The organism is Micromonospora sp. ATCC 39149 (assembly GCF_000158815.1).
Lineage (GTDB): Bacteria > Actinomycetota > Actinomycetes > Mycobacteriales > Micromonosporaceae > Micromonospora.
The window spans coordinates 1,415,967-1,442,935 of sequence record NZ_GG657738.1 but is presented as its reverse complement, the minus strand read 5'-3'; the positions used below and the strand labels follow the sequence as shown (position 1 = coordinate 1,442,935).

Genomic DNA, 26,969 nt, shown 5'->3' with positions numbered 1-26,969 from the left:
GGGCAGCCGGCGGCGCGACCCGAGGAGGACGGGCCGACGGCGCGGGGCGCCCCGGGGCGGTGCCCCGGGGCGTCCCCGCGACCGTCGGTCACGCGTTGCCCCCCGCCTTCTGGGCCGCGTCCGCGTTGCCCTGGGCGGCCTGGCCGGGCCGTCCGGTACCCTGGCCCGCCGCGGCGAGCGACCTGCGCACCCCGTCGAGCAGTTCCTGCCAGCTCGCCTCGAACTTCTCCACGCCCTCCTGCTCCAGGACGGCGATCACGTCGGACATGTCGACGCCGACCGACTCCAGGTCCGCGAAGACCCCCCGCGCCGCGTCGTACGCGCCGGTGATGGTGTCCCCGCGCGTCTCGCCGTGGTCGGCGTACGCGTGGATCACCGACTCCGGCATCGTGTTGACCGTGCCGGGGGCGATCAGCTCCTCGACGTAGATGACGTCCCGGTAGTCCGGGTTCTTCGTGGAGGTGGACGCCCACAGCGGGCGCTGCGGGTGCGCCCCGGCGTCGGCGAGGGCCTGCCACCGGTCGGAGGAGAACACCTCGCCGTAGCGCTCGTACGCGAGCTGGGCGTTGGCCACTGCGGCCTTGCCGCGCAGCGCCTTGGCCTCGTCGGAGCCGATCTTCTCCAGCCGCTTGTCGACCTCGCTGTCGACGCGGGAGACGAAGAACGAAGCCACCGAGCCGATCTTCGACAGGTCGTGGCCGTTGGCCTTGGCCTGCTCCAGGCCGGCGAGGAACGCCTCCATCACCTGCGAGTAGCGGTCCAGGCCGAAGATCAGCGTCACGTTGACGCTGATCCCCTCGGCCAGGGTCGCGGTGATCGCCGGCAGGCCCGCCTCGGTGGCCGGGATCTTGATGTAGAGGTTCGGTCGGTCGACCAGCCACCACAGGGCCTTGGCCTCGGCGACCGTCTTCTCCGTCTCGTGCGCCAGCCGCGGGTCCACCTCGATGGAGACCCGGCCGTCGACGCCCTGGCTGCCGTCGTACGACGGGCGCATCACGTCGCACGCCCACCGCACGTCGTACGTGGTGAGCATGCGCACCGCCTCCTCCACCTCCACCCCACGGGTGGCGAGGTCACGCAGCTGCCAGTCGTAGGTGTCGGCGTCGGCGAGCGCCTTGGCGAAGATCGTCGGGTTGGTGGTGACCCCAACCACGTGCTGCTCCCGGCGGAGCTGGTCCAGCCCGCCGGAGCTCAGCCGTACCCGGGAGAGATCGTCGAGCCAGACCGCCACCCCGGCGGCGGTGAGTTCGCTGAGCCTGTCCGTCATGCCGTCCTCGCTCCCCTTCAGTTGCCGGTCGTGAAACCGGTGATGTCGCCCACCCGGGTGAGTGCCGCGTGCGCGGCGGCCACGATCCGGTCGGGGTTGAAGCCGAACTGCTCGAAGAGCACGGTGTGCGGGGCGCTCGCGCCGTAGTGCTCGATGCTGACGCTCTCGCCGGAGTCGCCGACGACCCCCCGCCAGGACATCGCGATGCCCGCCTCCACGCTCACCCGGGCCTTTACCCCGCGCGGCAGCACCGACTCCCGGTACGCCTCGTCCTGCTCGTAGAACCACTCCTGGCAGGGCATCGACACCACCCGGGTGGGGGTGCCGTCGGCCTCCAGCCGCTCCCGCGCGGTGAGGCAGAGCTGCACCTCCGAGCCGGTGCCGATGATGATGACCTGCGGCTTGCCGTTGGACGCCTCGGCCAGCACGTAGCCGCCCTTGGCGACGCCCTCGGCGCCGGCCAGGGTCGACCGGTCCAGCGTCGGCAGGGCCTGCCGGCTCAGCGCCAGCGCAGTCGGCCGGTCGGTGTGCTCCAGGGCCTGCCGCCAGGCCCAGGCGGTCTCGTTGGCGTCGGCCGGGCGGACCACGTCCAGGCCGGGGATGGCGCGCAGCGCGGTCAGGTGCTCCACCGGCTGGTGGGTCGGGCCGTCCTCGCCGAGGCCGATCGAGTCGTGCGTCCAGACGTAGACCACCGGCAGCTTCATCAGCGCGGCGAGCCGCACCGACGGGCGCATGTAGTCGCTGAACACCAGGAACGTGCCGCCGTAGGGGCGGGTCCCGCCGTGCAGGGCGATGCCGTTGAGGATCGCGCCCATGGCGTGCTCGCGGATGCCGAAGTGCAGGGTGCGGCCGTACTCGTGGCCCGGGAAGTCCTTGGTCGCGTGCACCGCCGGGACGAACGACGGCTCGCCCTTCATGGTGGTGTTGTTGCTCTCGGCCAGGTCGGCCGAGCCACCCCACAACTCCGGCAGCACCGGTGCGAGGGCCTCCAGCACCTTGCCGGACGCGGCCCGGGTGGCCACGCCCTTGGCGTCGGCGGGGAAGGTCGGCAGCGCCTCGGTCCAGCCCTCCGGGAGGACCCGCTGCGACATCCGGTCCCACAGCGCCTTGCGCTCCGGGTTGGCCTTCGCCCAGCCCTCGTACGCCCGCTCCCACTCCTGCTGCGTCGCCGCGCCGCGCTCCAGGACCCGGCGGGCGTGACCGAGGACGTCCTCGTCGACCTGGAAGCTCTGCGCCGGGTCGAAGCCCAGGAGCTCCTTGGTGGCGGCCACCTCGGTCGCGCCCAGCGCCGAGCCGTGGATCTTGCCGGTGTTCTTCTTGTTCGGCGCGGGCCAGCCGATGATGGTGCGCAGCGCGACGAAGGAGGGGCGACCGGTCTCGGCCTTCGCCGCCAGCAGCGCCCGGTGCAGGGCCTCGACGTCCTCGTGGTAGTCGCCCTGGTCGGCGTCGCCGGTGCGCCAGTCGACGGTCTGCACGTGCCAGCCGTACGCCTCGTAGCGGGCCGCGACGTCCTCGCTCTTGGCGATGCGGGTGTCGTCCTCGATCGAGATCTCGTTGTCGTCGTAGATCACGCAGAGGTTGCCCAGCTGCTGGTGCCCGGCCAGGGCGCTGGCCTCGTGGCTGATGCCCTCCTCGATGTCACCGTCTGAGGCGATGCACCACACGTCGTGGTCGAAGACCGACGCGCCGGGCTCGGTCTCCGGGTCGAACAGGCCGCGCTCGCGGCGGGCCGCCATGGCCATGCCGACGGCGTTGCCCAGGCCCTGCCCGAGCGGGCCGGTGGTGGTCTCCACGCCCGGGGTGTGCCCGTGCTCGGGGTGGCCCGGGGTGAGCGAGCCCCACTGCCGCAGCGACTTGAGGTCGTCCAGGGCCAGCGGGTAGCCGGAGAGGAAGAGCTGGATGTAGAGGGTCAGGCTGGAGTGGCCGGCCGAGAGCACGAACCGGTCCCGGCCCGGCCAGTTCGGGTCGGCCGGGTTGTGCCGCATCACCCGGTTGAAGAGGAGGTATGCCGCAGGCGCGAGGCTCATCGCTGTGCCTGGGTGGCCGTTACCGGATTTCTCCACGGCGTCCATGGCCAGCACGCGGACGAGATCCACGGCCCGGCGGTCGAGGTCGGACCAGTTGAGTGCGGGTTGCTCGGGTCGGTTGGCAGCCACGATGGTTGTGCTCCTCGGCAGTTGGGCGGAACCCTCTCAGACGACCCTATCGAGCGCGGGTAAACCCCCGCCTCCGGATCTTCTGCATGGTCTTCTTACGCGGCACGTGGCCTGGGCCGTTCAACCGGGGGTGTGACGGTCCGCACCGTGGTCGGGTCGCGCGGGCAGCCAAAACGACGACGCGTAGTGTGTGGGCACGGTATGTGGGCCCGACGGGTCCGACCGACCCGACTCCCCCTGCCGACGCCGGAAGGTGGCAATCCGTGAGCATGATCACCGAGCGCCCCGTCAGCAACTCTGCCGGGCAGCCGCCGGTGCGCACGGTGACCGGGGCGCCCACGGTGCCCCGGCGGGACGTCCGGGCGGTGGTCTCGGCGTACGTCGCGCTGACCAAGCCGCGCATCGTGGAGCTGCTGCTGGTGACCACGGTTCCGGCGATGATGCTCGCCGAGGGCGGGCTGCCGTCGCTGTGGCTCATGGCGGTGGTGCTGGTGGGCGGCTCGCTCGCCGCCGGCGCGGCCAGCGTGCTCAACTGCTACATCGACCGCGACATCGACCAGCTCATGCGGCGCACCAAGCGGCGCCCGCTGCCGACGCACACGGTGTCGCCGCGCAACGCGCTGGTCTTCGGCCTGGTGCTCGCGGCGGTCTCGGTGACCCTGCTGGCGCTGTTCACCAACATGCTGGCCGCGGGGCTGACCCTGGCCGCGATCGCCTACTACGACCTGGTCTACACGCTCTGGCTGAAGCGGACCACGCCGCAGAACACCTTCTGGGGCGGCGCGTGCGGGGCCGCGCCGGTGCTGATCGGCTGGGCCGCGGTGACCGGCTCGCTGGCCCCGGCGGCGTGGGCGCTGTTCGCGGTGGTGTTCTTCTGGCAGATGCCGCACTTCTACCCCCTCGCGATGAAGTACAAGGCCGACTACGCCCGCGCCGGCATCCCAATGCTGCCGGTGGTCGCCTCGTCTCGACGGGTCAACGCCGAGATCATCGGCTTCGCCTGGCTGACCCTGCTCTCCTCGCTGGCCGTCTGGCCGCTCGGGATGAGCGCGATCTATGGTGTGACCGCGCTGCTGGCGGGCGGGGTCTTCGTGTACGAGGCGCACAAGCTGTGCCGCCAGGTGGCCCGGGGCGGGGCGGTCCGGCCGATGCGACTGTTCCACTGGTCGTACGTCTACCTGACCATCCTGTTCGCGGCCGTCGCCGTCGACGCGCTGGTCTGAGCCACCCAATCAGGGCGACATTCCGGGCTTGGCTCGGGCGCGCGCAACTTGTGACGATCGTGTAACTTCGCCGAGCCGGTTTGGTGTGCCGAGTCCCCATATAACCGGGCAAACGACCTGCGGCTCTTCTTAAACCCCCGCGTAATCGGTATCACAAATAGTTCATGGTTCTCGCACCTCGGGAGGGAACTCTGCTTAGGCTTCGCGTCATGGCAGATGGTTCCGATACGACGCTGACGGCTCAGCAGACCGTCGCCGACCAGACCCCCAACGGCCTGGTCGCGGGCATCAAGTCGTTCGCCGCCGGGCACGGCGGGGCGAAGGCGGTCATCGAGTACGTCGGCAAGCGCGGCGCGCGCATCGTCCTCGTCGGTTCCGACGGGACCTGGGGCGACCAGTTCGCGGACGACACCGTCGTCGCGCGCGAGGCGTGCGCCAAGGCGGGAGTCACCGTCGAGAACGCCTGGGAGCGCGAACTGATGGACCAGATGCGTCCGAGCAACGACCTCTGGCGGTCGATGGCCCGGCGCACGATGGCCCGTTGACCGACACCTCGACCGACCACGACCAGTCGACCCGGGGGGAACCCCGGGTCGCTATCGTCACGTGCGCCGAACTGCCCGACCTGGGGGCCGACGACCGGCTGTTGCTGGCCCCGCTGGCCGGGCGGGGGGTCGCGGTCACCGTCGCCGTCTGGGACGACCCGACGGTCGACTGGGCCGCGTACGACCTGGTCGTGCTCCGCTCGCCATGGGACTACGCGCTGCGCCGCGACGAGTTCGTCGCCTGGGCCGCCACCGTCCCCCGGCTGGTCAACCCCGCCGACGTGGTGCGCTGGAACACCGACAAGCGCTACCTCGGCGAGCTGTCGGCCGCCGGGGTGCCCACCGTGCCCACCGGCTGGGTGCCGCCGGGGCAGGCGTGGACGCCGCCCGCCACCCACGGCGAGTACGTGATCAAGCCGGCGGTCAGCCTCGGCAGCCAGGACACCGGCCGGTACGACCTCGCCGACCCGGAACACCGCGAGCTGGCGGCGGCCCACCTGCGCCGGCTGTCGGACGCGGGCCGGCTCGCCATGGTCCAGCCCTACCTGACGGCGGTGGACACCGCCGGGGAGACCGGCCTGCTCTACCTGGCCGGCCCGGACGGGCTCGCCTTCAGCCACGCGATCCGCAAGGGCCCGATACTCGTCGGCCCCGACTTCGGCCCCTACGGGCTGTACAAAGCCAAGGAGATCAGCCCCCGCACGCCGACTGCGAATCAACTCGCCGTCGCCGAGCGGGTCCTCGCGGCGGTCCCGGGCGGCACGCGGCGGCTGCTCTACGCCCGGGTGGACCTGATTCCGGGCCCGGACGGCATGCCCGTCCTGGTCGAGCTGGAGCTGACCGAGCCGTCGCTGTTCATCGGGTACGCCGACGGCGCCCCCGACCGCCTCGCCGCCGCGGTCGTCGCCCACCTGAGCCGCCCTCGCTGAGCCGTCGTCGCCCACCTGGGCCGCCCGCCGCTGAACCGGCGTCGTCGCCCGGTGGGCGACGCGGTCAGGCGTTGACCGGGACGGGGGCCGTGGCCGACTGCGTGGCCACCGACGTCGGGGCTGCCGGGGCCGCCCCGACCGGCCGGCGTTCCCGGGTCGACCGCAGCACCGCGAGGGTGGCCAGCAGGACCAGGCACGACCCGAGCATGTGCGCACCGACCAGCATCACGGGCAGGTGGGTGAAGTACTGCACGAAGCCGATCACGCCCTGCCCCAGCTCCACGGCGACCAGCACTCCGGCGGCTCGTTCCGCCCGCCGGGCACCGACCGCTCGGAACGCGAAGACCAGCGCCACCGACAGCCCGATCAGCAGGAACACCCCGTCGGCGTGCACCTGGGAGATCGACTCCGGGTCGAGGCCGTTGCGGGCCGCGCCGTGGTCGCCCGCGTGCGGGCCGCTGCCGGTGACCCAGGTGCCGATCACCAGCACCGCGGCGCTGACGATGGTGGTGACCAGCGCCAGCGCGCGCAGCGGCCCCGGCACGGTGGGCACCACGGGGCCGTCCGGCTCGTCGATGCGCCGCCAGAGCGCGTACGCGACCGTGATCACCACCATCGAGGCGAGGAAGTGCAGCCCGACCACCCACGGGTTGAGGTTGGTCAGCACGGTGATCCCCCCGATCACGGCCTGCAACGGGATGCCGAACAGCACCGCGACCGCGAGCGGCAGCAGAGCCCGTCGCCGGGTGCCGTGCAGCAGTACCCCCACCACCACGGCGAGGGCGACGAGGCCGACGGCGAAGGTGAGCAGCCGGTTGCCGTACTCGATCACCCCGTGCACGCCCATCTCCGGGGTCGGCGTGTACGACGCGTCGGTGCACCGGGGCCAGGTGGGGCAGCCGAGGCCGGAGGCGGTCAGCCGGACCGCCCCGCCGGTGACCACGATGGCCACGTTCGCGATCATGGAGGCGAGCGCGAGGCGGCGCAGCAGGGCGGTGGAGACCGGGAACCGGACGGATCGCTTCACGGACCGAATCCTACGCATCGTAGTGGAGCCCGATCGGGTGACTCCGCCGCTGCGGTGGTTCGGATCACCGGTACCGGGTTTGCGGCCCCCGGGCGAATTACGTAACGTGGGCGTTGTGAAAAACATGGCGGCGCTCTCCGGGCGGCAGCCGGCGACCGTCCCGGTCGCCGGGCTGCCCGCGTCCGGCGTGGCCACGGGCGCCCGGCCGGTGCCCGGCGCGGCGGTGCCGGTGGCCGGTTCCACCGCGACCGACCTGTCGACCCGGGACCGGGTCACCCAACTGCTGCTGGAGCGCGGGGCGACCACCGCCGCGCAGCTCGGCTCGGCGCTCGGCCTCAGCCCGGCGGCGATCCGCCGGCACCTCGACGCGATGCTCGCCGACGGTGACGTGGTCGCCCGCGAGCAGACCGTCCAGGGCAGCCGGGGGAGGGGCCGCCCGGCGAAGGTCTTCGTGCTGACCGACGCGGCCCGGGGCCGCTGCGGCACCCACCACTACGACAACATCGCCACCGCCGCGCTGCGCTGGATCTCCCGCAACGGCGGCTCGGTGGCGGTGGAGGCGTTCGCCGCCGACCAGGTCGCCGCCCTGGAGGACCGCTGCCGCGCCGCCATGGAGGACGCCGGCGACGATCCCCTGGCGCGGGCCGAGGCGCTCGCCGGGGCGCTCACCGCCGAGGGCTACGCTGCAAACGCGTCCACGATCGCCTCCGGCGGCCAGCTCTGCCAGCACCACTGCCCGGTGGCGCACGTGGCCGCCGAGTTCCCCCAGCTGTGCGAGGCCGAAACCGCGGTGATCTCTCGCCTGGTCGGCACCCACGTGCAGCGCCTGGCCACCATCGCGCACGGCGACGGGGTGTGCACCACGCACATCCCGGCCCAGCCGGGGCGTGCCCAGTCCGGTAGAACCGTCACCACTGTGAGGACAGATAGATGACCGAGCAGATCGTCCAGCCCCTGACCCAGGAAGAGCAGCTCGCCGCCCTCGGTCGGTACGAGTACGGCTGGGCCGACTCCGACGTCGCCGGGGCTGCCGCCCAGCGCGGCCTCAGCGAGGCGGTGGTGCGGGACATCTCGGCGAAGAAGAACGAGCCGGCCTGGATGCTCGACCTGCGCCTGAAGGGCCTTCGGCTGTTCGGCCGCAAGCCGATGCCGGCGTGGGGCGCCGACCTCACCGGGATCGACTTCGACAACATCAAGTACTTCGTCCGGTCCACCGAGAAGCAGGCCACCAGCTGGGAGGACCTGCCCGAGGACATCAAGAACACCTACGACCGGCTGGGTATCCCCGAGGCGGAGAAGCAGCGGTTGGTCGCCGGCGTCGCCGCGCAGTACGAGTCCGAGGTCGTCTACCACAAGATCCGCGAGGACCTTGAGGAGCAGGGCGTCGTCTTCCTGGACACCGACACCGCGCTGCGCGAGCACGAGGACGTCTTCAAGGAGTACTTCGGCACGGTGATCCCGGTCGGCGACAACAAGTTCGCCGCGCTGAACACGTCCGTGTGGTCCGGTGGCTCGTTCATCTACGTGCCGAAGGGCGTGCACGTGGAAATCCCGCTGCAGGCGTACTTCCGGATCAACACCGAGAACATGGGCCAGTTCGAGCGGACGCTGATCATCGTCGACGAGGGTGCGTACGTGCACTACGTCGAGGGCTGCACCGCGCCGTTGTACTCGTCCGACTCGCTGCACAGCGCGGTCGTGGAGATCATCGTCAAGAAGAACGCCCGGTGCCGGTACACGACCATCCAGAACTGGTCGAACAACGTCTACAACCTGGTCACCAAGCGCGCCGTGTGTCACGAGGGCGCGACGATGGAGTGGGTCGACGGCAACATCGGCTCCAAGGTCACCATGAAGTACCCGGCGGTCTACATGACCGGCGAGCACGCCAAGGGCGAGGTGCTCTCGGTGGCCATGGCCGGCGAGGGGCAGCACCAGGACGCGGGCGCCAAGATGGTGCACGCCGCGCCGCACACCTCCTCCACCATCATCTCCAAGTCGATCGCCCGGGGCGGCGGTCGTACCTCGTACCGGGGCCTGGTGCAGGTGCTGGAGGGCTCGCACAGCAGCCGGAGCACGGTCAAGTGCGACGCGCTGCTGGTCGACACCATCTCCCGGTCGGACACCTACCCGTACGTCGACATCCGCGAGGACGACGTGTCGATGGGGCACGAGGCGACCGTCTCCAAGATCAGTGACGACCAGCTCTTCTACCTGATGAGCCGGGGTCTGAGCGAGGACGAGGCGATGGCGATGATCGTCCGCGGCTTCATCGAGCCGGTCGCCAAGGAGCTCCCGATGGAGTACGCCCTGGAGCTCAACCGCCTGATCGAGCTCCAGATGGAGGGCGCGGTCGGCTGACCCGACCGGCCCTCGCGCGGCCCGGACCCGTCGCGCCGTGTCGCGACCAGCCCGAATGGCCCTCCGACCAATCGCAGAACAGACCAAGGAAGAGATGACTACCCAGGCTTCCGCGCCGCCCAGCACCAAGTCGCAGGCGCTCCGCTCGTACGACGTCGCCGACTTCCCGGCCCTGACGGGCCTGGAGGAGGAGTGGCGCTTCACCCCGCTCAAGCGCCTGCGCGGCCTGGTCGGCCTCGGCGGGGCACGGGCCGCCACCGGCATGGTCCGGCACGAGTACGGCGACCTGCCGGCCGGCGTCACCGCCTCCAGGATCGGCTCCGACGACCCCCGGGTGGGCAGCGTGCTCACCCCGGTCGACCGGGTCAGCGCGCTGGCGTACGGCGAGGCCGGGCAGGCGCTGCTGGTCGAGGTCGCCCGCGACGCGGTGGTGGCCGAGCCGGTGCGCCTGCGGGTGGTCGGCGACGGCGCCGAGGGGCTCGCGTTCGGGCACACCTTCGTCGACGTGGGGCGCTTCGCCGAGGTGACCCTGGTGCTGGAGCACGTCGGCTCGGCTACCCTCGCCGACAACGTCGAGGTGTCCGTGGGCGACGGCGCGCGGCTGACCCTGGTCACGGTGGCCGACTGGGCCGCCGACGCGGTGCAGGCCCAGCACCTGCGGATCCGGCTGGGCCGGGACGCCAGGGTCGTGCACGTCCAGGTCAGCCTCGGTGGCGACCTGGTCCGGCAGTACACCTCCGTGGAGTACACGGGCCGCGGCGGCGAGGCCGAGCTGTACGGCCTCTACTTCGCCGACGGCGGTCAGCACCTGGAGCACCGCCAGCTCGTCGACCACAACGTGCCCGACTGCCGCAGCTACGTCGGCTACCGGGGCGCGTTGCAGGGCGCCGACGCGCACACCGTCTGGGTGGGCGACGTGCTGATCCGCGCCGAGGCGACCGGCACCGACACGTACGAGATCAACCGGAACCTGCTGCTCAGCGACGGTGCCCGGGCCGACTCCGTGCCGAACCTGGAGATCGAGACCGGCGAGATCGCCGGCGCCGGGCACGCGAGCGCGACCGGCCGCTTCGACGACGAGCAGCTTTTCTACCTGATGGCGCGGGGCATCCCGGAGAACGAGGCCCGCCGCCTCGTGGTCCGTGGCTTCTTCGCCGAGCTGATCAACAAGATCCCGGTCGAGGAGCTGCGCGAGCGGCTCGGCGACGCCATCGAGGCCAGGCTCGCGAAGGCGGGCACCTGATGATCAGGATCTGTTCGACCGAGGACGTACCGAAGGGCGGCGTGATCAGCGCCGACGTCGACGGTATCCCGATCGCGTTGGTGCACGGCGTGGACGGCGAGTTCTACGCCGCGTACGACGAGTGCTCGCACGCCTCCGTGGCCCTCTCCGAGGGCGAGGTCGAGGGTTGCACGCTGGAGTGCTGGCTGCACGGCTCCCGTTTCGACCTGCGGACGGGCGAGCCGACCGGGCTGCCCGCCACCGAACCCGTTCCCGTCTACCCCGTCGAAGTCCGCGACGGCGACATCTACCTTCCCGTGGGCGACGACGGCCGCCCGATGCCGAGCAATGGAGTGACCCGATAATGAGCACCCTGGAGATCCGCGACCTGAAGGTGTCGGTCAAGCTGCCCGAGGGTGAGCTCAAGCCGATCCTGTCCGGCGTCGACCTGACCGTCCGGTCGGGGGAGACCCACGCGATCATGGGCCCCAACGGCTCCGGCAAGTCCACCCTGGCGTACTCCATCGCCGGCCACCCGAAGTACGAGATCACCGGCGGTTCCGTGACCCTCGACGGCGTCGACGTGCTGGCCATGTCCGTCGACGAGCGGGCCCGCGCCGGTCTCTTCCTGGCCATGCAGTATCCGGTCGAGGTCCCCGGCGTGTCGGTGGCCAACTTCCTGCGTACCGCCAAGACCGCGATCGACGGCGAGGCGCCGAAGCTGCGCACCTGGGGCGGCGAGCTGCGGGGCGCGATGGAGCGCCTCCAGATGGACCCGGCCTTCGCCCAGCGCAACGTCAACGAGGGCTTCTCCGGCGGCGAGAAGAAGCGGCACGAGATCGTGCAGCTGGAGCTGCTCAAGCCGAAGGTGGCGATCCTCGACGAGACCGACTCCGGCCTCGACGTCGACGCCCTGCGCGTGGTCAGCGAGGGCGTCAACCGGGTCCGTGACACCGGGGACACCGGCCTGCTGCTGATCACCCACTACACCCGCATCCTGCGCTACATCAAGCCCGACTTCGTGCACGTCTTCGTGGCCGGCCGGATCGTCGAGCAGGGCGGCCCGGAACTGGCCGACAAGCTTGAGGACGAGGGCTACGAGCGGTACGTCGCCGGGGCCGGCGCGGCACGGGCCTGACCGCGATGTCCTCTCTGACCATCCCGGCCGGCATGCCGCAGTTCGACGACGTGCCGCGCTTCGACGTGGCGGCGGTGCGCGCGGACTTCCCGATCCTCGACCGGGAGGTCAACGGGCACCGGCTGGTCTACCTGGACAGCGCGAACACCTCGCACAAGCCGCGTCAGGTGCTCGACGTGCTCGCCGAGCACTACGCGATGCACAACGCCAACGTGTCGCGTTCGGTGCACACCCTGGGCACCGAGGCGACCGAGGCGTACGAGGGGGCACGGGCGAAGATCGCCCGGTTCGTCAACGCGCCGAGCGTGGACGAGGTGGTGTTCGTCAAGAACTCGACCGAGGCGATCAACGTCGTGGCGTACGCGTTCTCCAACGCGTCGCTGGGCGCCGACGGTGACCCGAGGTTCCGGCTCGGTCCGGGCGACGAGATCGTCATCTCCGAGATGGAGCACCACTCGAACATCGTCCCGTGGCAGCTCCTCGCCGAGCGTACCGGCGCGACCCTGCGCTGGATCCCGGTCACCGACGCCGGCCGGCTCGACGAGTCCGGGCTGGACGACCTCGTCACCGAGCGGACGAAGATCGTCTCGCTGGTGCACATGTCGAACATCCTCGGCACGGTCAACGCCACCGCCCGGATCACCGCGCGGGTCCGCGAGGTGGGCGCGCTGCTGCTGCTGGACTGCTCGCAGTCGGTGCCGCACCTGCCGATCGACGTGGTCGACCTCGACGCCGACTTCATCGTCTTCACCGGGCACAAGATGTGCGGCCCCACCGGCATCGGGGTGCTGTGGGGCCGTGGCGAACTGCTCGCGGCGATGCCCCCGGTGTTCGGTGGCGGCTCGATGATCGAGACGGTCACCATGGCCCGGTCGACGTTCGCCGCGCCGCCGGCCCGGTTCGAGGCGGGCACGCCGCCGATCGCCGAGGCGGTGGCGCTCGGCGCGGCGGTGGACTACCTCACCGGCCTGGACATGCGGGCGGTCCAGTGGCACGAGAAGGAGCTGACGGCGTACGCGCTGGACGCCCTCGCCACCGTGCCCGGCCTGCGGATCTTCGGGCCGACGGTGCCCGTGGGCCGGGGCGGGACGATCTCGTTCGCGCTCGGCGACATCCACCCGCACGACGTCGGGCAGGTGCTCGACTCGCTCGGGGTGCAGGTGCGCGTCGGGCACCACTGCGCGAAGCCGGTCTGCACCCGGTTCGGCGTGCCGGCCATGACGCGGGCCTCGTTCTACCTCTACACCACCACGGGCGAGATCGACGCCCTGGTGGGTGGCCTGGAGCAGGTGCGGAAGGTGTTCGACTGATGCAGCTCGACCAGCTCTACCAGGAGATCATCCTGGACCACTACAAGCGCCCCCACGGCCGTGGCCTGCGCGACGCCGACGACCCAGCCGACAGGGTCGCCGAGGCGCACCACGTCAACCCGACCTGCGGCGACGAGGTGACCGTCCGGGTCGCCACCGACGGCACCGTGCTGCACGACATCTCGTACGACGGCATGGGCTGCTCGATCAGCCAGGCGTCGGCGAGCGTGCTGCACGAGCTGCTGCGCGGCCGGGGCGTGGGGGAGGCGTTCGCCGTGCACGAGGCGTTCGTCGAATTGATGTCCGGCCGTGGCCAGGTCACGCCGGACGAGGACGTGCTCGGTGACGGGGTGGCGTTCGCGGGCGTCGCGCGCTACCCCGCCCGGGTCAAGTGCGCGTTGCTGCCGTGGATGGCGTTCAAGGACGCAACGGCACGCGCCGGGGTGGGCGTGAGCCCGGAGGTGAAGGCATGAGTTCTGACCAGACCGCCGGGACGCCGGAAACCGGCGCCGTGGCGACCGACGCCGCGACGCCGACCACCGAGGGCGCGGCTTCGTCGGCCACCGGCGGCAAGGCCGCCGTCGCCGACGTCGAGGAGGCGATGAAGGACGTCGTCGACCCCGAGCTGGGCATCAACGTGGTCGACCTCGGCCTGGTGTACGGCGTGCACGTCGACGACGACAACGTGGCCACCCTGGACATGACGCTGACCTCGGCGGCCTGCCCGCTGACCGACGTGATCGAGGACCAGGCCCGGCAGGCGCTGACCACCGGCCCCGGCGGGGGACTGGTGAACGACATCCGGATCAACTGGGTCTGGCTGCCGCCGTGGGGGCCCGACAAGATCACTGACGAGGGGCGCGACCAGCTCCGCTCCCTCGGCTTCAACGTCTGACGTTCTTTCCCATCGAGCGCGGCACCCGGTCACCGGGTGCCGCGCTCGACCCGTTCCCGTTCCCGCTTCCCAAGCTCGCGCTCGATCACGAAAGCAATGGCCTCCGGTCAGGTCTGATGCCACTACAGCCCGGTCCGGCCCGGTGTGCGGAAATGCGGTTGGCAGGCGGCGGGCGAGGGCCCACGATGGGCGGGTGATCGAGACGTGCCGGATGAAGCCCGCCCCTGTCGCCGCGGCCGTGGCCGCCGGGCGACAGCGGGCGGCGCTGCCGGCCGCCCCGGTTCTGCCCCGACCGTCGTGACCGGGGCGTTCCTGGCCGGCCTCGCCGCTGGCTACGGTGTTGCCGTGCCCGTCGGCGCGATCGCCGTGCTGATCATGGGGCTCAGCGCACGGACCTCCTTCCGCGTCGGTGCCGCCGCTGCTCTCGGGGTGGCTACCGCCGACGGTGTCTATGCCGCCGTGGCGACCCTCGGTGGGGCGGCGGTGGCCGGAATGGTCGCCCCGATCGCCGGGCCGCTGCGGCTGGTGGCGGCGGCGGTGCTGCTCGCCCTGGCGGCGCGGGGTGCGTGGCAGGCGCTGCATCCCCGCCCGGTGGGTGGGGCGTCCGGCCGGCGGCGCGGCCTGGAGAGCCCTGCTCGGGCCTTTGCGGGGTTGTTGGCGCTGACCATGCTCAACCCGGCCACCATGGTCTATTTCGCCGCGCTCGTGCTCGCCGGCAACGACGGTGCCGAGGCCGGCCCGGCGGTGGCCGTCGCCTTCGTGGCCGGTGCCTTCCTCGCCTCGGCAAGCTGGCAGCTACTGGTCGCCGGTGGTGGCACCGTGGTTGGTCGGGCCCTCACCGGTCCGCGCGGTCGCCGCGTCACGGGGCTGGTGTCCAGCGCGATTATCGCCGCGCTGGCCATCGCGGTCCTGCTGACCGCCTGACCGGCCCGCTGGTGCTGGCTTGGCCGGCTCGTCGGCACTGACCTGGGCCGGCTCGTCGGCACTGACCGTAGCTGTCCAAGGTCCCGTGCGGTCCGGGTGGACCGGGGCCGACGGCCGGCTGCCGGTGCCGTAGGTTCGGGGCCATGAGCAGCAGGCCGGCGGCCGGTGGTGGGCGTTGGGTGGAGGTGACACCGGCGCGCGTCGACCGCTGGGTGGACGGCTTCGCCGACCGGCACGGCCCGCCCACCACGACGGTGTGGGAGTACGGCCTGCTGCTCACCGCCCCGGATGGGGCCACCGCCGAACTGCACACCCCGCCGGGCGCGCCGTCCGCGGCCGACGTACCCGGTTTCGTGGCCGCCGCCCGCGCTTCGCGCCGCATCGGTCTGCTGCTCGCCCGCAAGGGGGCGGTGGCTGTCGGGGTCGCCGAGGGCGAGAAGCTGGTCGTCTCCAAGGTGGACAGCCGCTACGTGCAGGGCCGCACCGCCGCGGGCGGCTGGTCCCAGCAGCGCTTCGCCCGGCGGCGGGACAACCAGGCGAAGGCGGCCCTCGGCGATGCGGTCGACCTGGCCGTCCGGCTGCTGCTGCCGGAGGCGGCCGACCTGGCGGTGTTGGTCTGCGGCGGCGACCGGCGGGCGGTGGACATCGTGTTGGCCGATCGGCGGCTCGCCCCGCTCGCCGCGCTGCGCGCCGAACGCCTCCTCGACGTCCCCGAACCCCGCCACGCCGTGCTGCTTGCCGCAGTGGCATCCGCCCGCGCCGTCCACATTCTCATCCGCGACCCTTCGGAAGGTTGATCAACAGATTCGCGCCAGGTTGGTGATCGAAGATGACGCGGATCTCCTGATCATCACGTCGCGGCCCACTGCCAGCAGCAGGCGGGCGGGGTGAACACGACGGGGGTGGTGCAGGGGGTGGGTGGGGCGGGTCAGAGGGTGCTGGCGAAGGTGTCGCACTGCTTCGGGTCGCCGGTGTTGTACCCCTTGGCGAACCACTGCCGGCGCTGCTCGGATGTGCCGTGGGTGAACTCGTCCGGGTTGACCGGGCGGCCCGAGCGCTGCTGGATGGCGTCGTCACCGATCTTCTCGGCGGTGTCGATCGCCTGCGCGATGTCCTGCTCCGAGATGCTCTTGAAGATCTTCTGCCCGGATTCGTCGGCGGTGCCGGTGGCGTTCTTCGCCCAGGTCCCGGCGTAGCAGTCGGCCTGGAGTTCCAGCTTCACCGACAGCGCGTTGGCGTTGTCCGGGTCGCGCTGCTGCTGGCGGCGCATCTGCGCCTCGGTGCCGAGCAGGTCCTGCACGTGGTGGCCGTACTCGTGGGCCAGCACGTACGGCTGGGCGAACTCGCCCTGTGCCCCGAGCTGGTCGGCGAGCAGGTTGTAGAAGGTCAGGTCGATGTAGACCAGGTCGTCGGCCGGGCAGTAGAACGGCCCGACGCCGGAGTCGGCCTGGCCACAGGCGGTGTTGACGCCCTGGCTGAAGAAGACCGTCCTCGACGGCTGGTACTGCTCGCCGAAGGCCTCCGGCAGGGCGGTGCGCCAGTACGCCTGGATCGAGTTGACGTACAGGGTGTTGCGGCAGTCGAGCTGCTTGAGCGCGTCGTCGGCGGAGCACCTCTGCTCCAGCGAGGTGTTGTCGCCCTGCTCGGCGCCGCCGCCGTTGGTGGCCGCGTTCAGGCCGAATCCGCCACCCACCAGGGCGACCAGCACCGCGACGACGATGCCGACGATGCCGCCGCGCCCGCCGCCGATCGGAATGGGTATGCCGCCCAGGCCGCCGCCTCCGCCGGATCCCCGCCGGTCGTCCACCTGGCTGGTGTCGATCCGCGCGTTCTCGTTCAGCTCCATGTTGACCCCGATCACCGATTCGTCACGTCTGGTGGTTGCGGTACCGGACCGGGTCCGGACGACGGATCCGTACCCGATGATCTTGACTGGTAATCCGGGCGGCGCGCGCGGGACGGCCCGGTACACTTGTCCCGTGCTGCTCTGCGAAGGCTGAACCGCCCCGCGCCGACGGGAACCACCGACCCGCCGGCGCTTTCGCGTGCCCTGAGTCAGCCCTTCCAGACCCCGAGAGCGAGTCCCCGACATGATCACTGCCACCGGCCTGGAGCTGCGCGCCGGCGCCCGGATCCTGCTGTCCGACACCACGCTGCGGGTGCAGCCGGGCGACCGCATCGGCCTGGTCGGCCGCAACGGCGCCGGCAAGACCACCACGCTGAAGGTGCTCGCGGGGGAGGGGCAGCCGTACGCCGGGCAGATCGACCGGCGCAGCGCCGTCGGTTACCTCCCGCAGGATCCGCGCACGGGCGACCTGGAGGTCACCGGCCGCGACCGGGTGCTCTCCGCCCGGGGCCTGGACGTGCTGATGGCCCAGATGAAAGAGGTCGAGGTCCAGCTCGCCGAGGCCGCCGACGACCGGCTGGTCCGCCGCTACGGCGCGCTCGAGGACCAGTTCGCCGCCCTCGGCGGGTACGCGGCGGAGGCCGAGGCGGCCCGGATCTGCGCCAACCTCGGCCTGCCCGACCGGGCCCTCGCCCAGACCATCGGCACCCTCTCCGGCGGTCAGCGCCGCCGCGTCGAGCTGGCCCGGATCCTGTTCCGTGACGCCGGCGAGAACGGCGGTGGCATCCTGCTGCTCGACGAGCCCACCAACCACCTCGACGCCGACTCGATCACCTGGCTGCGCGGGTTCCTCGCCAATCACAAGGGCGGGCTGATCGTGATCTCGCACGACGGCTCGCTGCTGGAGTCGGTGGTCAACAAGGTCTGGTTCCTCGACGCCACCCGTTCGGTGGTCGACGTCTACAACCTGGGCTGGAAGGCGTACCTGGAGGCGCGGGAGACCGACGAGCGGCGCCGCCGCCGGGAGCGGGCCAACGCCGAGAAGAAGGCCGGCGCGCTGATGGCCCAGGCCGACAAGATGCGGGCCAAGGCCACCAAGACCGTCGCCGCGCAGAACATGGCCCGCCGGGCCGAGAGGCTAATCTCCGGGCTGGAGGAGGTCCGGGTTTCGGACAAGGTGGCCAAGGTCCGCTTCCCGAACCCCGCGCCGTGCGGCAAGACGCCGCTCACCGCGACGGGCCTGTCGAAGTCGTACGGGTCGCTGGAGATCTTCACCGACGTCAACGTGGCGGTGGACCGGGGTTCGCGGGTCGCCATCCTCGGCCTCAACGGCGCGGGCAAGACCACCCTGCTGCGGATGCTCGGCGGCCTGCTGGAGCCGGACACCGGCGAGGTGCACGCCGGGCACGGGCTGCGGCTGGGCTACTACGCCCAGGAACACGAGACGCTGGACGTGGGGCGGACGGTGTTGGAGAACATGCGGGCCGCCGCGATCGAGCAGACCGACACCGAGCTGCGGAAGATTCTCGGCGCGTTCCTCTTCTCCGGCGAGGACGTGGACAAGCCGGCCGGCGTGCTCTCCGGCGGGGAGAAGACCCGGCTGGCCCTGTCCACCCTGGTCTGCTCCGGCGCCAACGTGCTGCTGCTCGACGAGCCGACGAACAACCTCGACCCGGTCAGCCGGGAGCAGGTGTTGGACGCCATCGCCCGGTATCCGGGGGCGATCGTCCTGGTCACCCACGACCCGGGCGCGGTGCTGGCGCTCAAGCCCGACCGGGCCATCCTGCTGCCCGACGGCGACGAGGACGCCTGGAGCGACGACCTTCTCGAACTGGTCGAGCTGGCCTGACCGTCAGTCGGGCCGCAAATCGCCGAGGACCCGGGCGGAATGCGAATTTCCGCGTCTTTTGCGGCGCGGCGTCACTCTCCGCTCGGCGTGCCCGGGCCAGCACGGCGCAAGGTGAGCACCAGCGAGCACGGGCACGGGTGAGCAGCGCGGGCGCGTTCGGGTGAGCACGGCTCGGGCGGGCGAGGACCCCCGAACGGGTCAGGATCAGCACCCCGATCGCGACGGGTACCGCCGGTGTCAGCCAGTGGCCGATCCGGCCGACCAGCCGGACCGCAGCGGGATGGCCGCCCGTCTACCACAACGCCGCCGGGCAGTACCTGGCCACCGCGGCCTGGTCGCCGTGGTGGTCGCCGCCGGGCTGCTCGTGGTGCCCGACCCGTGGACCGGGCTGCTCGGCCTGTTCCCGGCCGCGCTGCACCAACGCCGCGCCGGCGGCCGCGATCAGGTGGGTTACGCCAGGCAGGGTACGGCCGCCGCGCCGGCCCGGCCCGGCCCGGTCCGAAGGGGGTCCGGCGACCGGCCGACGTCACCCTATCGGGTAGTCGACACTGCATAGCGTGTCGGTTGGCGAATAGTTGATATCTGGCGCATGATCGTTCGAGGCGGTCTAATAGGTGGGACCGTATCGAACCGCACAGTCTGGGACGTGAGGATTCAGCATGGCAGCCACTGGCACAGCCACCAGCACTGAGAAGGGTCGCCGGATCGTCGGAGCCGAGCGTCAGACGCTCGCCAAGGACCTGGTAAAGCGGTACACCGGCGGAGAGAGCATCCGGGCGCTCGCGGCCTCCACCGGCCGTTCCTACGGGTTCATCCACCGGGTGCTCACCGAGTCCGGGGTGCAGCTGCGTCAGCGCGGCGGTGCCCGGCGCCGCAAGAAGGCGTGACCCGCCCACCGACGTCGTTCACTAGCGCCGTCCCCCGGGCCGCCCGGTGACCCCCGGGGCGGTCGGGGTGCGACTCGACTGCGACGGGCCGGTGGCGACCGTGACACTGTGCCGGCCCGACGTGCTCAACGCCCAGACCCCGGCGATGTGGCGTGCGATGGCCGACTTCTCCCGGGACCTGCCCGGTGATGTGCGTGTCGTCGTCGTTCGTGGCGAGGGGCGGGCGTTCTCCGCCGGCCTCGACCTGTCGGTGGCCGGTGCCTCCGGCCCCGGTTCCTTCGCCGAGCTGGCAACCCTGCCCGAGCAGGAGTGCGCCGACCGGATCGCCGAGTTCCAGGGCGGTTTCACCTGGCTGCACCGGCCCGACGTCGTTTCGGTGGCGGCCGTGCAGGGCCACGCCATCGGCGCCGGCTTCCAGCTCGCGCTCGCCTGCGACCTGCGGGTGCTGGCGGCCGACGCCAGACTCTCCATGGCCGAGGTGACCCTCGGCCTGGTTCCCGACCTGGCCGGCACGAAACGCCTGGTCGAGCTGGTCGGCTACGCCCGCGCCCTCGAGATCTGCGCCACCGGCCGGCGGATGGACGCCGCCGAGGCCGACCGGCTGGGCCTGGCCACCCTGGTGGTGCCGAACGCCGAGTTGGACGGCGCGGTGCGTGACCTGACCGCTGGGCTGCTTGCCCATCCCCGGGACGCGGTGGTGGAGATCAAGGCGCTGCTCGCCGGTGCCGCCGGCCGGTCCCACGCCGAGCAGCAGCGAGCCGAGCGCGAGGCCCAGACCCGCCGGCTCCGCGACCTCGCCGGCCGGGGAGAGTAGCCACCCGTCCGAGGGGTGCGGGTAAGGATTCTTCGGGAAGAACCGGCTTACCGCCAAGGTTGTCGTACTCGTCGGGACAATCGACCTGACGGCCCGAGCCGACCACGACCCCGGAGGTGACGCGTGATGTCCGACGGCGGGATGGCCGGCTGGAGCATGATCCGGTCGATGCGTAACCAGGACGAAGTCTCCGCCCACCGGCTCAGCCGCGGCACCGCCCGGCGGATCGTCGAGTTCGCCCACCCCTACCGGCGGGACATCGTCGTCTTCCTGGTCACGGTGGTGATCGCCGCGGTGATCGGCGTCGCCACCCCGGTGCTCGCCGGCGACGTGATCAACGCGATCAGCCGGGGCGGCGCGGAGGCCGGGTCGACCGTGGTCCGTCTCGCCCTGGTCATCGCCGCCCTCGCGGTCGCCGACGCGCTGTTCTCGCTGGCGCAGCGGTGGTACTCGGCGCGCATCGGCGAGGGGATCATCCTCGACCTGCGGACCCGGGTCTACGACCACGTCCAGCGGATGCCGCTGCAGTTCTTCACCCGCACCCAGACCGGCGCGCTGGTCAGCCGGCTCAACAACGACGTGATGGGCGCGCAGCGGGCGTTCACCTCCACCCTGTCCGGGGTGGTCAGCAACGTCATCCAGCTCGTGCTCACCACCGTGGTGATGCTCACCCTCTCCTGGCAGATCACCGTGCTGTCGCTGGTCCTGCTGCCGATCTTCATCGTCCCGGCCCGCCGGGTCGGCCGGCGGCTGGCCGAGATCACCCGCGAGTCGTACAACCTGAACGCCAACATGAACGCCACGATGACCGAGCGGTTCGGGGTGGCCGGGGCGCTGCTGGTCAAGCTCTTCGGCGCGCCCGAGGTGGAGGCCCGCCGGTTCGCCGGCCGGGCCGAGCGGGTCCGCGACATCGGCATCCAGTCCGCGATGTACTCGCGGACGTTCTTCGTGGCGATGCTGCTGGTCGCCTCCCTGGCCCAGGCGCTCACCTACGGCCTCGGCGGCTGGCTCGCGGTCACCGGCAGCGTCAGCGCCGGCACCGTGGTCACCCTCGCCCTGCTGCTCACCCGGCTGTACGGTCCGCTGACCGCGCTGTCCAACGTCCGGGTGGACGTGATGAGCGCGCTGGTCTCCTTCGACCGGGTCTTCGAGGTGCTCGACCTGCGCCCCGGCATCGCGGAGAAGCCGGGTGCCGTGGCCGTGCCGCGCGGCAACGGCCGGGTGGAGTTCCGCGAGGTCCGGTTCCGCTACCCGGCCGCCGCCGAGGTGTCGCTGGCCTCGCTGGAGGAGGTCACCACCCTCGACCGCACCGTCAACGAGCCGGTGCTGCGGGGGGTCTCGTTCGCCGTCGAGCCGGGGCAGATGATCGCCCTGGTCGGTCCGTCGGGTGCGGGCAAGTCCACCCTGTCCATGCTGATCCCCCGGGTGTACGACGTCACCGACGGTCAGGTGCTGGTCGGCGGCGTCGACGTCCGGGACGCCACGCTCGCCTCGCTGCGCGACGAGATCGGCATGGTCACCCAGGACTCCCACCTGTTCCACGAGACGATCGCCGAGAACCTGCGCTACGCCAAGCCGGATGCCACCGACGACGAGATCTGGGCCGCGCTCGCCGGCGCGCAGGTCGCCGACCTGGTCCGGTCCCTGCCCGACGGGCTCGACACGACCGTCGGCGAGCGGGGCTACCGCTTCTCCGGCGGAGAGAAGCAACGCATCGCGATCGCCCGGCTGCTGCTCAAGGCCCCGTCGATCGTGATCCTCGACGAGGCGACCGCGCACCTGGACTCGGAGAGCGAGGCGGCGGTGCAGCGGGCGTTGGCGGTGGCGCTGACGGGGCGTACGGCGCTGGTGATCGCCCACCGGCTCTCCACCGTCCGCGACGCCGACCAGATCCTCGTCCTCGACGAGGGGCGGATCGTCGAGCGGGGCCGGCACGAGGAGCTGGTCGCCGTCGGCGGCCTCTATGCCGAGCTGTACCGCACCCAGTTCGCGGTGGCCGACTCGCCCACCCCGTACGTGGACGCGACCGGCGCCGAAAAGATCATCACGATGCCGATGGCCAGCTACGTCGCCGACGAGGCGCTGCCGCCGGCCGCCGCGAACTGACCGGTCGGGCGGCGGCCCGCCGGCCCGGCCCCGCTCAGGCCGGGGCGGCGCTGGCGGCGCGCAGCTCGCCGAACGCCGCGCCCAGCGTCTCGGCGGTGAAGTGGGCGTTCAGCCCGCTCGGGTTGGGCAGCACCCACAGCCGGGCGTCGCCGAGCAGCTCCGGCTGTGGGCCGAAGGCGGCCTTCGGCCGACCGAAGCCGATCCGGTACGCGGTCACCCCGACCACCGCCACCCACGCCGGGCGGTGCCGGCGCACCTTCGCCGTCAGGATCGCCGCCCCGTCGACCAGCTCGGCGGCGGTCAGTTCGTCGGCCCGGGCGCTGGCCCGCGCCACCATGTTGGTGATGCCGAGCCCGTAGCCGGGCAGCGCGTCCTGCTCGCTCGGGTGTAGCTGGCGGGGGGTGAAGCCGCCCCGGTGCAGCGCCGGCCAGAACCGGTTGCCCGGCCGGGCGAAGTGCCAGCCGGTGGCCGCCGACCAGAGCCCGGGGTTGATTCCGACGAAGAGCACGGCCAGCCCCGGCCCGATGACGTCCGGGATGGTCCGGTCCGCCGCTGCGGCCAGCTCCTCGCGCGTCGGCCGGCGCTGGCGGCCCCCCGACGGCCCCTGTCTGGACGGGCGCGGAAGCCCTGGCCCGGCGCCGACCGGCGGGAAGGCCGGGCCGCCTCCGGGGGCGGCCATCACAGGCCGCGCAGCGCGCCGCCGTCGACCGGGAGATTGATCCCGGTCAGGTATCCGGCGGCGGGGGAGAGGACGAACGCGGCGACCCGGCCGAACTCGGCGGGCTCGCCGATGCGGCGCAGCGGGATCCCGGCCTCGGCCTCGGCCCGGGCCCGCTCGGCGTCCCCGGTGGCGGCCAGGAGCTGCCGGTTGCGGTCCGTCATGATCCGCCCCGGGAGCAGCCCGACGACCCGGACGCCGCGCGGGCCGTACTCGTCGGCCATGTCCTTGGCCACCCCGGCCAGGCCGGGGCGCAGCCCGTTGGAGATGCCCAGCCCGGCAAGCGGACTGCGGGCCGAGGTGGACAGGACCAGCCCGATCGCGCCGCCGTCGGTCAGCGCGGCGGCGACCGTCCGGGCGGTGCGGACGGTGCCGAGGAAGACGGTCTCGAAGGACTCCCGCCACTGCGCGTCGGTCGCCCCGGCGGCGGTGCCCGGCGGCGGGCCGCCGACCGAGACCAGCGCGCCGTCGAGCCGGCCGAAGTGTTCCCGGGCGGCGGCGACCAGCCGCGGCGGCGTGGCCGGGTCGCGGAGGTCGGCGGCCAGCCCGATCGCCCGCTGCGGGCCGCCGAGCCGCTGCACCGCCTCGGCCACCTGCTCGGGTGCGCGGGCGGAGACGACCACCCGGGCCCCGTCGGCGACGAGGCACTCGGCGGTGGCGAAGCCCAGCCCGCGCGAGGCCCCGGTCAGCACGTACACCCGGTCGGTGAGTCCCAGATCCATGACGCCGATCCTGCCGTACCCCGGTGGGGGCGGCTACCGGTGGGCCGGGCGCACCAGGCGTACCCGGCCGGCGAACTGCACCGCGACGGTGCCGCCGACGCGGGCCAGGGCGGGCAGCCGGCGCGGTCGTGGCGCCGTCGCGCCGTCGTAGCGGGTGGCCGCCTCCCGGGCCGCCAGCTCCTCTGCGCCCAGCGGCGGCAGCTCGCCCCGGCGGTGCAGCTCCCGGGCCAGGTCCCAGCCGTCACGCAGCGAGCCGTTGGTGGGCCGGTCGGCCGCCCAACGGGCGAACGTCGCCGACCAGCTCCCGCCGAGAGCGGCGGCGAGCAGCGGCCAGTGCCGGGCCACGTCGCCGGCCCGCTTGCGCAGCAGGGCGCGGCGGGCGGCGTCGACCGGGCCCGGGGCGAACCCAGGCGGCAGCGGCCCGCCCGCGACCAGCGTCGCCACCAGCTCCGCCTGCCTGGCGGCCAGGTCGCCGCCGCCGGACGCGCTCACGTCACCGCCGGATACCCGGACGCCGCGGCGATGGCGTCCAACTCGGCCCGCAGCGCCGACGCGGGCGGCCAGCGGCCGTCGCGCTCCAGCAGCAGCGCGGGCGGGCGGTGGCGGGCGCACAGCTCGCCGACCAGGTCGAGCACGGCCGGCGGCACCGGGTCGGTGTGCGTGTCGTGGTAGAAGCCGCCCTGCTCGGCGCCCCCGGCGACGTGGGCGTACGCCACCCGGCCCAGCGGCAGCCGGTCCAGCAGGGCCAGCGGGTCGGCACCCCGGTTGCGGGCGTTGGCGTGCACGTTGGCGATGTCCAGCAGCAGCGTCGCGCCGGTCGCGTCCAGGATCTCGGTGAGGAAGTCCGCCTCGTCCAGCTCGTCGTCCGGCCAGTCGAACAATGCCGCGATCGGCTCCAGCGCGATCGGCACCGGCAGCTCGGCCTGGGTCCCGGCGTACGTTGGCCTTCATCGCGCGACGACTTCCAGGCTGCCGGCACTGCAGCAGTGTCGACTCAGCATCGGTCCCGCACGAACGCATTGCTCGCTGACAGCGGGCGCGCCGACCAGCTCGGCCATCCGCGCCATGCTGGTCAACCCGGGCCGGGTCGACCGGCTCGCGCCGCCGAGGGAGAGCTTCACCCCGTGCGGTACGACGGTGACGCCGCGCTCGACCAGCGCGGCGAGCCCGGGCGGCGGTGGCCCGTGCGGGGCGACCGCCTCGGCCACCACCTCCAACGAACCGTAGCCCGGGGCAGCCCGGCCACGAAACCGGCGATCTCGGGCCGCCAACCGATGCCGACCCCGGCGGGACCCGGGCCGGTCATCCGCCGCAGCCCCCGCCCCCGCCGCAGCCGCCCCCGCCGCCGCAGGAGCCGCCTCCGCCGCCGGAACTGCCCCCGTCCGACGAGCTGCCGCCGCTGCACCCGCCGACCGAGGAGCTGCCGGTGCCCGAGAGCGCCTGACGCTGGATCTCGGCCTGCTCGGCGAAGCCCGGGTCCATGGCCCACAGCGCGGCGGTGCCGAACAGGGCCACGCTCATCGCCGCGCCGGCCGCCCCGTAGGTCGCGTACGCCGGGGCGGAGGTGGGGGCGAGGTGCACGTTGCTGCGGTGCAGCTCGCGCAGGGCCCGGTTGGCGGCCCGGGTTCGCCACGGCACCCGGGCGAGCAGCGCGGAGGCGATGGCCAGGGGGATCACGGCCAGCACCAGGAAGCCGACCGGCCGGTCGTTGGACAGCCCAGCGAAGATCCGGAACACGCCGAGCCCGACGAGGGCGAGCAGCAGGAACGCGCCGGTGCGGGCCGAGCTGCGTTGATCCGCGGTCAGCGCGAGGCCCTGCCGCTCAAGGCCCTGCCGCAGTTGTTCGAGGGCCTCCAGCACCCGGCGGTCGCGGCCCAGCTCCCGGGAGTACAGGCCGCGGTTGGCGGCGTGGTGGACCGCCCGGTCCAGCGGGGTGGCCCCCGCCGGCAGGGGGCCGCCGCCGGCGAGCCGCCGGTCGGGGCGGACTCCGACGGCGCCGCTGCCGCGCAGGCCGCCCAGCGAGGCCCAGATCGCGATCTGGTTGCCGCCGTTGAGGTAGGCCGCCTGCTGGGGGCCGAGCTGGCCGACGCCGACGGCCGAAGGGCCGGCGAGGACCCGCCGCCGGTGGACAATCGCGCCGACCACGACAATGAGGCCGGCCAACAGGTAGAAGCCGAGGAAGGTGGGCCCGGGGATGCCCCAGGTGTCCCCGGGCGCCGCGATGACGGTCATGCTGCTCTCCTGTCGCGCGAGGGGTTGCGCGCCTCATTGTGGGGCAGGGCCACCACGTCCGGCCCGGGCCGGTGGCCGAGTTACCGGACCGAGACCCGCCCCCGCCGGTGCGGTGGCCGTCAGCGGCGGCGGACGGCCTCCTCGACCAGGTCGAGCACCGGGCCGAGGTCGCCGGCCGGGCGGCCCATCGCCAGGTGCAGCACCAGGCCGTCGTAGGCGAGTTCGAGGAACCGGGCCAGCACGTCGATGGGTACGTCCTCGCGGAGCACCCCGGCCTCCCGCTGGCGGGCCAGCCGGCCCCGGGTCGCCTCCGCGATGGCGGCGGACCGTTCCGCCCAGCGGCGCGCGAACGCCGGGTCGGTGCGCAGCCGCCGGGAGACCTCCAGCTGACTGCCCAGCCAGCCGGTGGTGTCCGGGGAGACGGCCCGGGCCAACAGGTCCCGCATCACCTGGACAAGGCCGTTGCGGGCAACCGTCTCCACCATGGCCGCCGCGTCGTCCTCGGCCACCGCGAGAAAGAGCGAGTCCTTGTCGCGGAAGTGGTGGAAGATCGCGCCCCGGGACAGCCCGGTGGCCTCCTCGAGCCGCCGCACCGTGGCGCCCTCGTAGCCGTGCCGGGCGAAACAGGCCCGAGCTGCGGCGAGAATCTCCTGCCGGCGGGCGTCGAGCTGGTCCTGACTTACTCTGGGCACGACACGATCGTGTCAGGTGACCGGACACCGTGCAAACCGTACGTACGGCTTGTAACGTGCCGGCAACGTCGGCGGTCAGGGGCTCAGGCGCTGGCCACGGGCGGTG

General features: G+C 72.6%; 26 protein-coding genes and 1 pseudogene. 17 read left to right on the top strand and 10 right to left on the bottom strand.

The annotated features are described in order from the left end of the window. Positions 1-88: 88 nt before the first annotated feature. Positions 89-1,267, bottom strand: coding sequence for a transaldolase (tal, locus tag MCAG_RS05795; protein ID WP_007072041.1), 1,179 nt, complete (start codon positions 1,265-1,267; stop codon positions 89-91). Positions 1,268-1,284: 17 nt separating this feature from the next. Then, positions 1,285-3,423 carry a transketolase gene (gene tkt / locus MCAG_RS05790; RefSeq protein ID WP_007072040.1) on the bottom strand — a complete coding sequence of 713 codons (2,139 nt, stop codon included), beginning with the start codon at positions 3,421-3,423 and terminating at the stop codon, positions 1,285-1,287. Between the two features lie 263 nt (positions 3,424-3,686). Here tkt and MCAG_RS05785 point away from each other — a divergent pair, with 263 nt between their 5' ends. The 3 genes from MCAG_RS05785 to MCAG_RS05775 all read left to right on the top strand — a co-directional run bounded on the left by MCAG_RS05785 (position 3,687) and on the right by MCAG_RS05775 (position 6,120). Next, a complete protein-coding gene (locus tag MCAG_RS05785; RefSeq protein WP_007072039.1) occupies positions 3,687-4,646 on the top strand; it encodes a heme o synthase in 960 nt (319 codons plus the stop codon). Between the two features lie 209 nt (positions 4,647-4,855). After that, a complete protein-coding gene (locus MCAG_RS05780; RefSeq protein WP_007072038.1) occupies positions 4,856-5,191 on the top strand; it encodes a hypothetical protein in 336 nt (111 codons plus the stop codon). Then, the gene (locus tag MCAG_RS05775) at positions 5,188-6,120 is read left to right on the top strand and encodes a RimK family alpha-L-glutamate ligase (RefSeq protein WP_007072037.1); all 933 of its coding nucleotides are present in this window, start codon (positions 5,188-5,190) and stop codon (positions 6,118-6,120) included. The genes MCAG_RS05780 and MCAG_RS05775 overlap by 4 nt, the downstream gene beginning before the upstream one ends. Before the next feature lie 64 nt (positions 6,121-6,184). On the opposite strand, the gene MCAG_RS05770 is transcribed toward MCAG_RS05775, so the two are convergent. Beyond that, positions 6,185-7,165, bottom strand: a complete 981-nt coding sequence (locus tag MCAG_RS05770; protein ID WP_007072036.1) for a heme A synthase — start codon at positions 7,163-7,165, stop codon at positions 6,185-6,187. 97 nt (positions 7,166-7,262) lie between these two features. Between MCAG_RS05770 and MCAG_RS05765 the strand changes: the two genes are divergently transcribed. The 10 genes from MCAG_RS05765 to MCAG_RS05720 all read left to right on the top strand — a co-directional run bounded on the left by MCAG_RS05765 (position 7,263) and on the right by MCAG_RS05720 (position 15,794). Further along, positions 7,263-8,081, top strand: a complete 819-nt coding sequence (locus MCAG_RS05765; protein WP_083802202.1) for a metalloregulator ArsR/SmtB family transcription factor — start codon at positions 7,263-7,265, stop codon at positions 8,079-8,081. Then, positions 8,078-9,508 (top strand): Fe-S cluster assembly protein SufB, encoded by a 1,431-nt coding sequence (gene sufB / locus MCAG_RS05760; protein WP_007072034.1) that lies wholly within the window; start codon positions 8,078-8,080, stop codon positions 9,506-9,508. The genes MCAG_RS05765 and sufB overlap by 4 nt, the downstream gene beginning before the upstream one ends. 94 nt (positions 9,509-9,602) lie before the next feature. Next, the gene (gene sufD / locus MCAG_RS05755; RefSeq protein ID WP_036372487.1) at positions 9,603-10,751 is read left to right on the top strand and encodes a Fe-S cluster assembly protein SufD; all 1,149 of its coding nucleotides are present in this window, start codon (positions 9,603-9,605) and stop codon (positions 10,749-10,751) included. Continuing rightward, the gene (locus tag MCAG_RS05750) at positions 10,751-11,095 is read left to right on the top strand and encodes a non-heme iron oxygenase ferredoxin subunit (protein WP_007072032.1); all 345 of its coding nucleotides are present in this window, start codon (positions 10,751-10,753) and stop codon (positions 11,093-11,095) included. Before sufD ends, MCAG_RS05750 begins: the two co-directional genes overlap by 1 nt. After that, positions 11,095-11,868, top strand: a complete 774-nt coding sequence (sufC, locus tag MCAG_RS05745) for a Fe-S cluster assembly ATPase SufC (protein ID WP_007072031.1) — start codon at positions 11,095-11,097, stop codon at positions 11,866-11,868. The genes MCAG_RS05750 and sufC overlap by 1 nt, the downstream gene beginning before the upstream one ends. A gap of 5 nt (positions 11,869-11,873) precedes the next feature. Next, the gene (locus MCAG_RS05740) at positions 11,874-13,178 is read left to right on the top strand and encodes a cysteine desulfurase (protein ID WP_036372484.1); all 1,305 of its coding nucleotides are present in this window, start codon (positions 11,874-11,876) and stop codon (positions 13,176-13,178) included. Beyond that, positions 13,178-13,651, top strand: a complete 474-nt coding sequence (gene sufU / locus MCAG_RS05735; protein ID WP_007072029.1) for a Fe-S cluster assembly sulfur transfer protein SufU — start codon at positions 13,178-13,180, stop codon at positions 13,649-13,651. Before MCAG_RS05740 ends, sufU begins: the two co-directional genes overlap by 1 nt. Then, positions 13,648-14,073, top strand: a complete 426-nt coding sequence (locus tag MCAG_RS05730) for a metal-sulfur cluster assembly factor (protein WP_007072028.1) — start codon at positions 13,648-13,650, stop codon at positions 14,071-14,073. Before sufU ends, MCAG_RS05730 begins: the two co-directional genes overlap by 4 nt. A 297-nt stretch (positions 14,074-14,370) precedes the next feature. Then, positions 14,371-14,997 (top strand): LysE family transporter, encoded by a 627-nt coding sequence (locus MCAG_RS05725; protein WP_036372481.1) that lies wholly within the window; start codon positions 14,371-14,373, stop codon positions 14,995-14,997. 143 nt (positions 14,998-15,140) lie between these two features. After that, positions 15,141-15,794: an acVLRF1 family peptidyl-tRNA hydrolase gene (locus tag MCAG_RS05720; protein WP_007072026.1), complete on the top strand. Its 654-nt coding sequence runs from the start codon at positions 15,141-15,143 to the stop codon at positions 15,792-15,794. Positions 15,795-15,925: 131 nt separating this feature from the next. On the opposite strand, the gene MCAG_RS05715 is transcribed toward MCAG_RS05720, so the two are convergent. Next, a complete protein-coding gene (locus MCAG_RS05715; RefSeq protein ID WP_036376454.1) occupies positions 15,926-16,843 on the bottom strand; it encodes a neutral zinc metallopeptidase in 918 nt (305 codons plus the stop codon). 244 nt (positions 16,844-17,087) lie between these two features. On the opposite strand from MCAG_RS05715, the gene MCAG_RS05710 reads away from it, so the two are divergent. The 4 genes from MCAG_RS05710 (at position 17,088) to MCAG_RS05690 (ending at position 22,499) form a co-directional block, all read left to right on the top strand. Further along, positions 17,088-18,692, top strand: a complete 1,605-nt coding sequence (locus MCAG_RS05710) for an ABC-F family ATP-binding cassette domain-containing protein (protein ID WP_007072024.1) — start codon at positions 17,088-17,090, stop codon at positions 18,690-18,692. A gap of 659 nt (positions 18,693-19,351) precedes the next feature. Next, positions 19,352-19,579 (top strand): helix-turn-helix domain-containing protein, encoded by a 228-nt coding sequence (locus tag MCAG_RS05700; RefSeq protein WP_007072022.1) that lies wholly within the window; start codon positions 19,352-19,354, stop codon positions 19,577-19,579. A 46-nt stretch (positions 19,580-19,625) separates the two neighbouring features. Next, entirely contained in the window at positions 19,626-20,393 is a 768-nt protein-coding gene (locus MCAG_RS05695) for an enoyl-CoA hydratase/isomerase family protein (RefSeq protein WP_007072021.1), read from the top strand. 126 nt (positions 20,394-20,519) lie between these two features. After that, positions 20,520-22,499 carry an ABC transporter ATP-binding protein gene (locus MCAG_RS05690; protein WP_007072020.1) on the top strand — a complete coding sequence of 660 codons (1,980 nt, stop codon included), beginning with the start codon at positions 20,520-20,522 and terminating at the stop codon, positions 22,497-22,499. 34 nt (positions 22,500-22,533) lie between these two features. On the opposite strand, the gene mug is transcribed toward MCAG_RS05690, so the two are convergent. From mug to MCAG_RS05660, 6 genes and pseudogenes are all read right to left on the bottom strand, one after another. Next, on the bottom strand, positions 22,534-23,178 hold the full coding sequence (gene mug, locus MCAG_RS05685) for a G/U mismatch-specific DNA glycosylase (protein ID WP_007072019.1): 645 nt from the start codon (positions 23,176-23,178) through the stop codon (positions 22,534-22,536). Continuing rightward, positions 23,178-23,939 carry an SDR family oxidoreductase gene (locus MCAG_RS05680; RefSeq protein ID WP_007072018.1) on the bottom strand — a complete coding sequence of 254 codons (762 nt, stop codon included), beginning with the start codon at positions 23,937-23,939 and terminating at the stop codon, positions 23,178-23,180. Before MCAG_RS05680 ends, mug begins: the two co-directional genes overlap by 1 nt. A gap of 33 nt (positions 23,940-23,972) precedes the next feature. Then, a complete protein-coding gene (locus tag MCAG_RS05675) occupies positions 23,973-24,431 on the bottom strand; it encodes a hypothetical protein (protein ID WP_036372475.1) in 459 nt (152 codons plus the stop codon). Then, positions 24,428-25,147 (bottom strand): annotated as a pseudogene (locus MCAG_RS05670) (DUF692 family multinuclear iron-containing protein). The gene MCAG_RS05675 and the pseudogene MCAG_RS05670 overlap by 4 nt, the downstream one beginning before the upstream one ends. A 94-nt stretch (positions 25,148-25,241) precedes the next feature. Then, positions 25,242-26,171, bottom strand: a complete 930-nt coding sequence (locus MCAG_RS05665) for a TIGR04222 domain-containing membrane protein (RefSeq protein WP_007072015.1) — start codon at positions 26,169-26,171, stop codon at positions 25,242-25,244. Positions 26,172-26,290: 119 nt separating this feature from the next. Further along, the gene (locus MCAG_RS05660; protein ID WP_007072014.1) at positions 26,291-26,863 is read right to left on the bottom strand and encodes a TetR/AcrR family transcriptional regulator; all 573 of its coding nucleotides are present in this window, start codon (positions 26,861-26,863) and stop codon (positions 26,291-26,293) included. Between the last annotated feature and the right edge of the window lie 106 nt (positions 26,864-26,969).